This is a genomic window from Pseudomonas sp. B21-012 (genome assembly GCF_024749305.1).
Classification (GTDB): Bacteria; Pseudomonadota; Gammaproteobacteria; order Pseudomonadales; family Pseudomonadaceae; genus Aquipseudomonas.
In genome coordinates this window covers 4653393-4665460 of the sequence record NZ_CP087197.1, presented here as the reverse complement: position 1 = coordinate 4665460, position 12068 = coordinate 4653393, and the positions used below count along the sequence as shown (strand labels likewise).

7 protein-coding genes are annotated in these 12068 nt (G+C 63.4%); 3 read left to right on the top strand and 4 right to left on the bottom strand.

The features are described 5' to 3' along the window. Positions 1-274 precede the first annotated feature (274 nt). Entirely contained in the window at positions 275-1696 is a 1422-nt protein-coding gene (locus LOY37_RS21285) for an amino acid permease (RefSeq protein ID WP_045197680.1), read from the top strand. A 216-nt stretch (positions 1697-1912) separates the two neighbouring features. Here the strand turns inward: LOY37_RS21285 and LOY37_RS21280 are convergent, their stop codons facing one another. Together LOY37_RS21280 and LOY37_RS21275 are read right to left on the bottom strand one after the other, a co-directional pair. Next, a complete protein-coding gene (locus LOY37_RS21280) occupies positions 1913-3040 on the bottom strand; it encodes an IS481 family transposase (protein ID WP_258715123.1) in 1128 nt (375 codons plus the stop codon). 750 nt (positions 3041-3790) lie between these two features. Then, positions 3791-4915, bottom strand: coding sequence for an OpgC family protein (locus LOY37_RS21275; protein ID WP_213603425.1), 1125 nt, complete (start codon positions 4913-4915; stop codon positions 3791-3793). A gap of 261 nt (positions 4916-5176) precedes the next feature. Between LOY37_RS21275 and LOY37_RS21270 the strand changes: the two genes are divergently transcribed. Next, positions 5177-5551: a GtrA family protein gene (locus LOY37_RS21270; protein ID WP_258715662.1), complete on the top strand. Its 375-nt coding sequence runs from the start codon at positions 5177-5179 to the stop codon at positions 5549-5551. Positions 5552-5600: 49 nt separating this feature from the next. Here LOY37_RS21270 and LOY37_RS21265 read toward each other — a convergent pair whose 3' ends face one another. After that, positions 5601-7220, bottom strand: coding sequence for an FMN-binding glutamate synthase family protein (locus LOY37_RS21265; protein ID WP_258715661.1), 1620 nt, complete (start codon positions 7218-7220; stop codon positions 5601-5603). A gap of 201 nt (positions 7221-7421) precedes the next feature. Between LOY37_RS21265 and LOY37_RS21260 the strand changes: the two genes are divergently transcribed. Beyond that, on the top strand, positions 7422-7685 hold the full coding sequence (locus tag LOY37_RS21260) for a type B 50S ribosomal protein L31 (RefSeq protein ID WP_045197685.1): 264 nt from the start codon (positions 7422-7424) through the stop codon (positions 7683-7685). Here the strand turns inward: LOY37_RS21260 and LOY37_RS21255 are convergent. Further along, positions 7678-11994 (bottom strand): DEAD/DEAH box helicase, encoded by a 4317-nt coding sequence (locus tag LOY37_RS21255; RefSeq protein WP_258715660.1) that lies wholly within the window; start codon positions 11992-11994, stop codon positions 7678-7680. The genes LOY37_RS21260 and LOY37_RS21255 overlap by 8 nt on opposite strands. Positions 11995-12068: the final 74 nt, after the last annotated feature.

Sequence of the window (12068 nt, the reverse complement as noted above, 5' to 3'; positions counted from 1 at the left end):
CGCCCTGTTTCCTGCAGAGGCTCTAGCACGGGGAATGCCCCTCCGTAGAAGCGGTTTTTGCCGAGAGTTCTCGCCAAATATCGCGCTTTATACAGTGAAATGCCCTGCAGGGGCCTTTCTATACTGCTCGCCCCTTTCGCTCTGCCGGTTTTGCACACCCGGCAGACGGGTCCGCTCACAAGGTGGTGCCCGGCGAGGCAGCGCATCCAGCCTATCGGCGGTGCCAGGCCTGCACGAATGGTCATATCCAATAACAAAATGAGGTTGTATTTCTATGCCAGTCGGCAACCACCCTTCTCATGGTGAGACCGCCCAGGGCGGCCCACTCAAGCGAGAACTCGGCGAACGCCACATTCGCCTGATGGCGCTGGGCGCCTGTATCGGTGTCGGCCTGTTCCTCGGTTCGGCCAAGGCCATCGAAATGGCCGGTCCGGCCATCATGCTGTCGTACATCATTGGCGGTCTGGCGATCCTGGTGATCATGCGCGCCCTTGGCGAGATGGCCGTGCACAACCCGGTAGCCGGCTCGTTCAGCCGCTACGCCCAAGACTACCTCGGCCCCCTGGCGGGTTTTCTCACCGGCTGGAACTACTGGTTCCTGTGGCTGGTGACCTGCGTGGCGGAAATCACCGCGGTGGCCATCTACATGGGCATCTGGTTCCCGGAAGTGCCGCGCTGGATCTGGGCCCTGGCGGCCCTGGGCAGCATGGGCGCGATCAACCTGATCGCGGTCAAGGCCTTCGGTGAGTTCGAGTTCTGGTTCGCCCTGATCAAGATCGTCACCATCATCGCCATGGTCCTGGGCGGCGTCGGCATCATCGCCTTCGGTTTCGGCAACGATGGCGTGGCCATGGGCATCTCCAACCTCTGGAGCAACGGCGGCTTCATGCCCAATGGCGTGACCGGCGTGCTGATGTCGCTGCAGATGGTGATGTTCGCCTACCTGGGCGTCGAGATGATCGGCCTGACCGCCGGTGAAGCGCGCAACCCGCAAAAGACCATTCCCCAGGCCATCGGCTCGGTGTTCTGGCGCATCCTGCTGTTCTACGTCGGCGCCCTGTTCGTGATCCTGTCGATCTACCCGTGGAACGAAATCGGCAGCCAGGGCAGCCCGTTCGTGATGACCTTCGAGCGGCTGGGCATCAAGACTGCTGCCGGTATCATCAACTTCGTGGTGATTACTGCCGCGCTGTCGTCGTGCAACGGCGGCATCTTCAGCACCGGGCGCATGCTCTACAGCCTGGCGCAGAACGGCCAGGCGCCGGCCACCTTTGCCCGCACCTCGAGCAACGGCGTACCGCGCAATGCCTTGCTGCTGTCGATCGCAGCCTTGCTGCTGGGCGTGCTGGCCAACTATCTGGTGCCGGAGAAAGTCTTCGTCTGGGTAACCGCCATTGCCACCTTCGGCGCGATCTGGACCTGGGTGATGATCCTCCTGGCCCAGCTGAAGTTCCGCGCCGGCCTGAGCAACGCCGAGCGCGCTGCCTTGAAGTACCGCATGTGGCTGTGGCCGCTGAGCTCCTACCTGGCGCTGGCGTTCCTGATCCTGGTGGTCGGCTTGATGGCCTACTTCGAGGAAACCCGCGTAGCCCTGTACATCGGCCCGGCGTTCCTGGTGATGCTGACCGTGCTGTACTACGTGTTCAAGCTGTCGCCAAACAGCGTGGAACAGCGCGCGGCAAGTTCGGCGTCCTGATCCTCGCGTAAGTAAAAAATCCCGTATCCTTGGATACGGGCTTTTTTTTGGTTCTTCACGGAATCCCGGGGGCTATGATTCTTGGATTGGGTTGCGGGCTTATCCATTCGGTGTGGCGCCGCTGTTGGCCCCTTCCGCCCTTACGGCGGGTCCCTTTTGTTCTTGTGTATGGACCGGAGACATCGCTGACACATGTACGGGGACATGGTTGACACATTATCGCTTGCCATCCGGGTTGTTGAAATCGATGGTTCTCAGCTTGCGGTGGCAGAAGTAGACGTCGAAGTGATCAGGTCCCTTCTCGCTCGGGCGCAAAGCCAAAATGTGGCCCACCAGCGCTTTTGCTATCCGGAATGAGCGCTTCCTGAAGCGGAACTGACTATCGTAGGGTTTGACTAGGATATCTTCGGGTCCGTATTCAAAGGTTGGTACCCGGCTTGGAAACGGCCGTGTGCTCATCTGGTAGCGCTCCCTCGGTACTTGGTAGTCCAACTGCTGGTGGGGTCGCTTGTAGTTGTAGACGCCACGCCACAGGTCGAACGCCTCCTGCGCCTCCCGCAAATCACGGAAGGTGCGGTCCCTGAGCACCTCTGTCTTGAGCGTTCGGTGGAAGCGCTCGTCTTTACCGTTGGTCTGTGGGTGCCCTGGCCGGCTGAAGGTCAAGCGTATGCCCAGACGCACTATCCAGATCCCTAGTGGCGTCAGCTCTCCAGGGTTTCGTGGTGCCCCCCAGGGCGCGCCATTGTCTGCGTTGATCTGCAGGGGAAGGCCATACCGCCTGAACAGATCGGTCAGGTGCTCCTGGACCAATTCGGTTCGCTGATGCGCACAGGCTTGAATCGCCAAGTTGAAGCGCGAGTGATCATCGATCAACGTCAACGGGTAGCACGGCCCCTGACCTGTCTGGAAGAAGCCTTTGAAGTCGATCTGCCAGAGATCATTAGGAGCCTCGCGTTCATAGCGTTTCCACGGCGTAGCTGCAGCACTGGCTTCGGAGGTGATCAGCCCGTGGCGATGCAGAACATTGGTGACGGTACTGGCGCAAATGCGCTGACCCAGTAGATGCCTGATCTTGCGGCCACCCCAGGCAGGGTGCTCCTTGCGGATGGCGATCACTTCTTTCTCAAGCCCACGATCCGTCAGCCTAGGGCTGCTGGCAGGTTTTCTGGATCGTTCCAAAAGGCCTGCCGCACCCTCCTGCCGGTAGCGGTTAAGCCACTTGTAACCTGTCTGGGGACTGATACCGAAGCGTCGGCACAACTCCCTGACATTGGCGTCTGGGTGATTGGCCAGATGAACGAACTCTTCTCTCAAGCTCATGGCGTCTCTCGCGTTCCAAGGCATGGTCGAATTCCCGGCAGGTTTGCTTGCCGAAAAGTGTCAACCATGTCCCCGTACACCTGTCCACCATGTGTCCGGTCCATACATTCTTGGCAAAAGGAACCAAAACCGCTCGCTCCAGCATACGGCCCTACGCTGCGCTCCGGGTTCCTTCGCTACGGTGCCTTCCAGGGGCATCGCGGCCTACGACTTGCTTCGCCAAGTCTACGTCTCGCGACTTCGGCTCAGGCCGAAGGGTGCTACGCACCAGCCCCCTCCAGACACCTACGCTCAGCCTCCTGAAGTCGCGAAGTTACGGGCGGCGCCTGCACTGATGCATCTACGAAAGCAGATGTTGGCGAAGCCATGCTGACGCAGGAGCGGGACAGCCCGCTGATAAAACGAACACCAACTTGATCTTGATATTCATGCACGCACTTCCAGACGCCGCGAAAAGCGACTTCAGGAGGCCGAGCGTAGGTGCCTGTAGGGGCGGTGCGCAGCACCTTCGGCGGCAGCCGAAGACGCGAGATGTAGACTTGCAAAGCAAGTCGTAGGCCGCGATGCCCCGGAAGGTGCCGTAGCGAGGGGACCCGAAGCGCAGCGTAGGGCCGTATGCAGGAGCAAGCGGTTTTGCCTACTTCTTCCCAAGAGAAAAGTAGGCCGCCGTAAAGGCGGAAGGGGCCAGCAGCAGCCCCACACTGAATGGATAAACTCGCAGCCTCAACATCCCAACCCGGGATTCCGTGAAGAACCTTTTTTTACCTGCGCAAATCAGGTAGCAACCGCCCGCATCGGCTGGGTCAGGCGCTTGTTGAAGTCCAGCCAGGCACCGAGCAGGGCCATGATCGCGACGCCCACCAGGGCGGTGAATACCTGCATGGCAAAGGCATCGCCGGCCATGGCATTGATCATGTCCGCCAGCGGCGCCAGCAGCACCCCCAGGCAGAATACTTCAAGCGAATAGCGGCCCATGCGCCCGGTTTGCTGCGCCAGCCAGTTCTGCGTCCAGCCGCTGCCGGGCAGCAGCTTGGCGGTGACGTAGGCCAGGGCCAGGAAGTGCAGCAAGCGCACCGGCGACAGGTCGGTCTTGCTGATCGGGTACAGCAGGTTGTTGAGGCTGGCCGGCATCCACGCATCGTGAATCTCTGGCCAGCGCCAGGACAGGGTAATGATGCCGGCTGTCAGCGAATAGGCGGCAGCTGCCAGGAACAGTGGCTGGCGGCGCAACGGTCGGGTTTGTGCTGGCCGCGCCTGCTGCCCGTACAGCGCCGCGGCGCCGCCCAGCACGAACAGGAATTGCCAGGTGACCGGGTTGAAGTACCACACGCCATCGGAAAAATTCGCCAGGTTCCAGCCCATGCCGGGGGCCGCCAGGTACACCGCCATCGATACACCGACCACCGCCAGGGTGTTGCGCATCAGCAGCCCCAGCCCCAGCGCCAGGCCGGCCAGTAGCACGATGTACAGCGGCAGCGGGTCCATCAGGTTGGGTTTGAAGCGCAACAGCAGCTCGTCGGTCAGGGCTTGCTGAGGGTTGGTGACGAAGTGGGTAAGACCCATTTCCTCGACCAGGTCGCGAGTTTCTACATGGCTGTTGGCAAAGAACACGATGCCCATCAGCATCGCCAGCAGGAAGATATGCACCACATACAACACCCAGGTGCGGCGCAGGATTTTCACGCAGGCGATCAGATAACCGTCGCGCTGCAGCACCTTGCCGTAGGCCAGCACTGCAGCGTAGCCGGCAAGGAAGACGAAAACCTCGGCGGCATCGCTGAAGCCGATGTTACGCAGGGTGATCTGGCCTAAAGGGTTGTGGGGGACGTGATCCCAGAAAATGAAGATCAACGCCAGGCCTCGAAAGAAATCGATGCGCGGGTCGCGTCCGTTAAGCATGGCAGCGGGCTCTTGAACAGTGGGTTTAATAGTGACAGGCAGACGCCGGCAAACACACGCGCCGCACGTCGGGCGGGGGGCAGGGTGGCGGTATTGGCAGCGAATTGCAAAAGTTGCGTATTACCGGATGTCTCGATTGTCCCTTGAGCAGCAGACCGTTGGTCGTAAATCGTTCGCTCCTGTTATTAGTATCAGTAGACGAACCGCCAATGGCGTGGCCTGCTGAGCCCAGGCGCAACGGTCAGCGAGGCGTGACAGGCAATGGCCAGCATATGGAAAGGATTTTCCACCTACAGCGTAATCGGCATCGCCAACTCCCTGGTCCATTGGCAGCTTTTTTTCGTCCTGCGGGTAGCATTCGATCTCAGTCAGGCCCTGAGTAATTTGCTGGCATTCTGTGTTGCCGCGACTCTTTCCTTTTATGTAAACGCCCTCTACACCTTTGCCGGGCCGCCCTCGATCGGCCGCTACTTGCTGTTCATGCTGTGCCTGGGCGCCGTCAGCCTGGCCGTGGGCTGGCTGGGCGATCATTGGCGGTTGCACGGGATGATCACCGTCGCGAGCTTTTCTCTGATCAGCCTGACCTGCGGCTTCTTGCTGGCAAAATGGGTGGTGTTTCGCAGGTCGGAGCCATGAACGTCTCGCTGATTGTGTCGTTATTCAACGAGGAACGCAGTGCTGATCCTCAGGCCGCTGCCACCTCTTGCGGCTCGAAGCTGTCCGCCCGCGCCATCTGCCACATCCGCGAATAGAACTCGCCGTTGACCTCGCCGTTGAGCAATTCACCCGGCTTGAGGAACACATGCATCTGCGAGAACAGCTTGATCTCGGTGGCCGAGATGCGCCGCACCAGGTGCTTGGCTTGCAGTTGCGAGGGGTGATCGAGGCCGGCGGCGGCGAGCATTTCAGCCAGGGCCTTGAGGGTGTTGTGGTGAAAGTTGTGCACCCGCTGGGCCTTGTCGGGCACCACCAGGGCGCGCTGGCGCAGCGGGTCCTGGGTGGCAACGCCAGTCGGGCACTTGTTGGTGTGGCAGCTTTGCGACTGGATGCAGCCGATGGCGAACATGAAGCCGCGCGCCGAGTTGGCCCAGTCGGCGCCGATGGCCAGGACGCTGGCGATGTCGAAGGCGCTGACGATCTTGCCGCTGGCGCCGAGCTTGATCTTGTCGCGCAGGTTCAGGCCCACCAGGGTGTTGTGGACGAACAGCAGGCCTTCGCGCAGTGGCACGCCGATATGGTCGGTAAACTCCACTGGCGCCGCGCCGGTGCCGCCTTCCTTGCCGTCGACGACGATGAAGTCGGGCAGGATGCCGGTTTCCAGCATGGCCTTGGCGATGCCCATGAACTCCCAGGGGTGGCCGAGGCAGAACTTGAAGCCCACCGGTTTGCCACCCGACAGTTCACGCAATTGGGCGATGAACTGCATCATCTCGATCGGGGTAGAGAACGCACTGTGGCGTGACGGCGAAATGCAGTCTTCACCCATCATTACCCCGCGGGTTTCGGCGATTTCGCGGGTGACCTTGTGCTTGGGCAGGATGCCGCCGTGGCCGGGTTTGGCGCCCTGGCTCATCTTGATTTCGATCATCCGCACCTGCGGGTTGCGCGCCTGCTCGGCAAAGCGCTCGGGGTCAAAGCGTCCGTCCGAGGTGCGGCAGCCAAAGTAGCCGCTGCCCAGTTCCCAGGTCAGGTCGCCACCGTGTTCGCGGTGGTAGGGGCTGATGCTGCCTTCACCGGTGTCGTGGGCGAAGTTGCCCAGCTTGGCGCCCTGGTTCAGGGCACGGATGGCGTTGGCGCTGAGTGAGCCGAAGCTCATCGCCGAGATATTGAACACCGACGCCGAGTACGGCTGCGTGCACTGCGGGCCGCCGACGATTACCCGAAAGCTCGACGGGTCGCTGAGCGGCGCCGGGCGCATGGAGTGGCCGATGAACTCGAAACCGGACTGGTACACGTCGATCAGGGTGCCGAAAGGCTTGTCCGAAGCTTCGTTCTTGGCCCGCGCATACACCAGCGAGCGCTGCGCCCGGGAAAATGGCAGGGCATCGCTGTCGGCTTCAAGCAAGTACTGGCGGATTTCCGGGCGAATGCCTTCGACCAGGTAGCGAATATTGCCCAGGATCGGGTAGTTGCGGCGCACCGCGTGACGGCTTTGCAGCAGGTCGCCAAGGCCGATCAGGCTGAGCACGGCGGTCACCACGGTGAACGGCCACAGCCATTCGTGGTGGAGGAAGGGCAGGCTGACCAGGGTGAACAACACACAGGCAGCGAAGAAGGCGTAGCGGCTGAGAAGTGACAGGCTCATACGGTTTCCTTGCGATGGCACGGTCAGGCTCAGGGCCTGGACAAACCCCGACCTTAGCCCGGTTGGGGTTTCCAGCGCCAGCCCGCAGCGCGCAAGGGCTGCAAGCTTCATCTTGGAATCGAAAATCATTTGTATTTGCGAGCAATTGATATGTTATATAGTATCAGCTCTTATTCGTTCATTTTCCCAAGAGGCTTGGCCATGAAACCCGGCATTCACCCCGACTATCGCCCCGTGCTGTTCCACGACACTGCCGCCGATGTGTACTTCCTGATCGGCTCGACCGTCGACACTGACCGCAGCCACACCCATAGCGACGGCAAAACCTACCCCTACGTGGCCCTGGATGTTTCCAGCGCTTCGCATCCGATCTATACCGGCCAGCAACGCAAGACCACGGTCGAAGGTCGGGTGGCCGGTTTCAACAAGCGCTTTGCCGGGTTCGCCGCGCCGCAGGTCAAGTGACCAGAGCAGCATCGCGGATCAGGCGATCGCGCCATTCGCCATGCGCCGCCAGTTCATCTTCTGCATTGAACTGGAGCTTGCCGGCAATCAGCATCGCCACCGGCACACCATCGCGATAAAGCAGGCGATTGCCGCTGACTGCAGGCACCTTGCTGCCAGGCAGCAGGGTGCCGACCAGGTTCAGCGGGTCGCTGGCGCTGATCGCCACCAGGCTGCCATCGAGCGGGCGCCGGCGCACTTCGCGCAGCAGTGCCACGGCCTCGGGCAGGGCGAACTGCTCGCCGGCCAGGCCGCTGATAAAGCGCCCGCCACGGATTTCGCCGCGGGCTTCCAGGCGGTGGTAGCAGCGCAGCAGCTCGCGCCAGCTGGGCAGCCAGTCGGCCTCGCGATCCAGCAAGCGCCAGCACATCACGCCATAGCGGCGCAGCAAGGTGCGGGCGATGTGTTCAAGGTCCTCGTCACGCTTGGCAGTGGGTTTGCGCAACAGCGCCCAGCGCCCGGCGTCTTCCATACCGCCGAACAATGGCCCGCGACCGCGGCGATGGCTACGGCCCTGGCGTTTGCTCGCCGGGGTAATCAGTGCACGCAGGCCGGCAAAGCTGTCGGCGCTGATCAAACCGGCGGCCACCAGCTCTTGCAAGGCGTTTTCCAGTTCGCTGGGCAGCAGGTGGGCGTCGTGCACCAGCTCATCGAAGAACAATGCGCCGTGTTCGCTCAACACCGTGTGTACGCGTTGGGCTCGCAGGCCCAGTTCGCTGCTGTCCAGCGCCGGGCTCAGGGCCCGCCACAAGCCCAGGCGGGGGCGTGGCAACAGCACCAGCGGCGTGCTGCGCAGGGTGCTCGCCGCGGCGCTCGGGGCCAGGCGCGCCCAGGCATATTTGCCGGCGCGGCAGGCCTCGTCGAGCCAGCGCGGGCTGTAGTCTTTGAGCCGGGTGGGCAGCAGGTCGCTTTCCCAGGCCGCCGCCGCTGCCGGGTAACCTTCGAACTGATCGAGCACGGCGCTCAGCGCGGCCTGGCCTTGCAGGCGCGAGCCGGGTGCCAGGTGCTGCCAGTCGAACAGAAAGCGGGTGAAGTTCTGCAGGCTGACCGGTTCGATTTCCCGGCGCAGGCGCTTGATGGTGTAGCGATGAATCCGCGCCAGCAGGTGCCGTTCGCACCATTGCAGCGCCTGCTGGCCCGGTTGCTGGTTCGGTTGCTGATTTGGTTGAAAGTAGTACCCGCGCATCACGTAGCCTTCGCCTTCCAGGCGGGCCAGGGCCTGCTCGATGGCGCTGACCGGCAGTTGCAGCGGCGCGGCAATCTGCTCGGTCGTCAGCGGGCCGAAGCCGCTCAGGCGTGCGCGCAGCAGCTCGACCAATGCGGCTTCGGCGTCCATGGCCTGATCAAAGCCGGGCAGGGCGCTGACGTCGGGTGTCAGGGGTGCGTTTGGGTACAGGGCGCGCAGCAGCATCAGGCGTTCGCGGGCCAGCCACAATGCTTGGCCACCGCTCAGTTGCAGGCGGCAGGCGCGGCCTTCATTGCCCAGCGCCGCCAGCCACTCTTGCCAGCCGTCATTGGCCTCGGCTTCGGCCTGGCTGATGCAGGCCAGGCTCATCAAAGCCTCATGCATTTCATCGCTGCGGGTGGGCGTCGGCCATGCCTCGCTTTGTACGGCGGCGATGGCCTGCGGGTCGAGCGCGCCGAGGTCATCGCTGCTTTGCGCCTCGTTCCAGCGGCGATTGAGTACGGCCTGGGTGCGTCGTTCTTCTAGCGGCGCATCATCCAGGAAGGTATAGGGCCGGGCGTTGAGAATGGCCGAGGCCAGCGGCGAAGGCGCGGGGAGGTCACGGGCAATCAGCGTGATCTGGCCGTGTTCGATACGCCGCAGCAGCGCCAGCCAGCCTTCGCTGTCCATGGCTTCGTGCAGGCAGTCGTCGAGGGTCTGCTCGACCAGTGGGTGATCGGGAATCTGCCGCTCGCCGGCGAGGTTTTCCAGGCAGGCAATCTGGTCGGGGAACACTGCGGCTATCAGGTCTTCGCTTTTCATCCGCTGGATTTGCGGCGCCACCTTGCGCCCGCCGACAAAGCGCGGCAGGGCCAGCGCGGTGCCGGCATTCCAGCGCCAGCGCACGCCGAACAGCGGCGCATCGAGCAGGGCCTGGATCAGCACCGCCTCGGCGCTGTTGCTGTGCAGGTAACGCCAGACTTCTTCGAGGGCAAAGCTGTGGCTGGCCGACAGCGACAGGACAATCGCATCTTCGCTGGCCGCCGCCTGCAGCTCGAAGTTGAAGGTACGGCAGAAGCGCTTGCGCAGGGCCAGGCCCCAGGCGCGGTTGATGCGGCTGCCGAACGGTGAATGGATGATCAGCTGGGTGCCGCCGGACTCGTCGAAAAAACGCTCCATCACCAGGGTCTGCTGCGAGGGCAGGGCGCCGAGCACCTGGCGGGTATGGGCCAGGTATTCAAGCAACTGCTCGGCGCTGTCCAGGCCCAGGCTCAGCTCGGCCGTCAGCCAGTCGAGCAGCGGTTGCAACTGGCCGTCGGCAGCGCCCAGGCGCTGGTCGATCTCGCCTTGCAAGCGTGCCACGCCTGCCGACAACTCGTCACTGCGCCCCGGCGCTTCACCGAGCCAGAACGGGATGCTCGGCGGCAGGCCCTTGGCGTCCTCGACCCGCACCCGGCCGCTTTCCACGCGCAGGATGCGGTAAGAGGCGTTGCCCAGCTGGAAGATATCGCCAGCGATGCTTTCCACCGCGAAGTCTTCGTTGACCGTGCCGATGTTCAGGCTCTGCGGTTCGAGCACCACGCTGTAGTCGGCGTTATCGGGGATGGTGCCGCCGCTGGTCAGCGCCGTCAGTTGCGCGCCACGGCGCCCGCGCAGGGTACCGTTGACCGCATCGCGGTGCAGATAGGCGCTGCGGATACCCTGGCGACCATTGAAGCCTTCGCCGAGCATGCGCAGCAGCGCCTGGTAGTGGCCTTGATCCAGCTCGGCGTAGGGCATGGCCCGGCGCAGGCAGTCGAACAGCGCCTGTTCATGCCACTCCTGGCTGCTGACTTCGGCGACGATCTGTTGCGCCAATACGTCCAGCGGTGCCTGCGGCACCTGCAGGCGATCGAGCTCGCCGCGCCGTACGCAATCGAGCAACGCTGCGCATTCGATCAGGTCATCGCGCGACAGCGGGAACAGCCGACCCTTGGGCGTGCCTTCGACCTGGTGCCCGGAGCGCCCGACTCTTTGCAAAAACGCGGCAATCGAGCCGGGCGAGCCGATCTGGCAGACCAGCTCGACCTCACCGATATCAATGCCCAGCTCCAGCGAAGCGGTGGCCACCAGGACCTGCAGCTCACCACGCTTGAGCCGTTGCTCGGCGTCCAGGCGGTACTCCTTGGCCATGCTGCCGTGGTGCGCGGCCACCGCGTCGCGGCCCAGGCGTTCACTCAAATGGCGGGTCAGGCGCTCAGCCAGGCGCCGGGTGTTGACGAACACCAGGGTGGTGCGGTGCTCGCGGGCCAAAGCCGCCAGGCGATCGTAGACCAGGCCCCAGACATCCGTGGCCATCACCGCGCCAAGCGGCACCGGCGGCACTTCCAGGCCCAGGTCGCGGGGGCGGGCATGGCCGATATCGACAATCGCGCACTCGCGCCCCTGGCCCACCAGAAACTGCGCCACGCGCTCGACCGGGCGTTGCGTGGCCGACAGGCCGATGCGCCGCAGTGGCCGCCCGCACAGCGCTTCAAGGCGTTCCAGGCTCAGGGCCAGATGGCTGCCGCGCTTGTTGCCGGCCAGGGCGTGGATTTCGTCGACGATCACCGTGTGCACGCTGGCCAGGCCCTGGCGCCCGGAAGCCGAGCCGAGCAACACATACAGCGATTCGGGGGTGGTCACCAGAATATGCGGCGCCTGGCGGCGCATGGCTGTGCGTTCTTTTTGCGGGGTATCGCCGCTGCGCACCGCCGTGCGGATCTCCAGCGGCGCCAGGCCTTGTTCGGCCAGTACCGCGTTGATCCCGGCCAACGGCGCCTGCAGGTTGATCTGGATATCGTTGGACAGCGCCTTGAGGGGCGAGACGTAGACCACCTGGGTCTGGTCCGGCAGCTGGCCGGCGGCCAGACCCTGCGCGAACAGCTCGTCGAGAATGGCCAGGAAGGCGGTGAGGGTTTTGCCCGAGCCGGTAGGCGCTGCCACCAGCAACGATTGCCCGCTGCCGATCAACGGCCAGGCCCGGGCCTGGGCGGCGGTTACCGTCGGGAACTGGCGCTGGAACCAGGTGCGGACCGCGGGGTGGAAGGCGTCCAGTTCCGGGTGCTTGCGGGCGGGAAGATTCATGGCCTGTTTATGCGGCCAATGGCGCGGGGTTGCAAGGGGCGTTCGTCAGACCGGCCCAGGATTGAAAGGCACCT

Coding starts and splice junctions, on each gene's coding strand:
- LOY37_RS21285 (WP_045197680.1), top strand. CDS start 275: ATGCCAGTCGGCAACCACCCTTCTCATGGTGAGACCGCCCAGGGCGGC.
- LOY37_RS21280 (WP_258715123.1), bottom strand. CDS start 3,040: ATGCCTTGGAACGCGAGAGACGCCATGAGCTTGAGAGAAGAGTTCGTT.
- LOY37_RS21275 (WP_213603425.1), bottom strand. CDS start 4,915: ATGCTTAACGGACGCGACCCGCGCATCGATTTCTTTCGAGGCCTGGCG.
- LOY37_RS21270 (WP_258715662.1), top strand. CDS start 5,177: ATGGCCAGCATATGGAAAGGATTTTCCACCTACAGCGTAATCGGCATC.
- LOY37_RS21265 (WP_258715661.1), bottom strand. CDS start 7,220: ATGAGCCTGTCACTTCTCAGCCGCTACGCCTTCTTCGCTGCCTGTGTG.
- LOY37_RS21260 (WP_045197685.1), top strand. CDS start 7,422: ATGAAACCCGGCATTCACCCCGACTATCGCCCCGTGCTGTTCCACGAC.
- LOY37_RS21255 (WP_258715660.1), bottom strand. CDS start 11,994: ATGAATCTTCCCGCCCGCAAGCACCCGGAACTGGACGCCTTCCACCCC.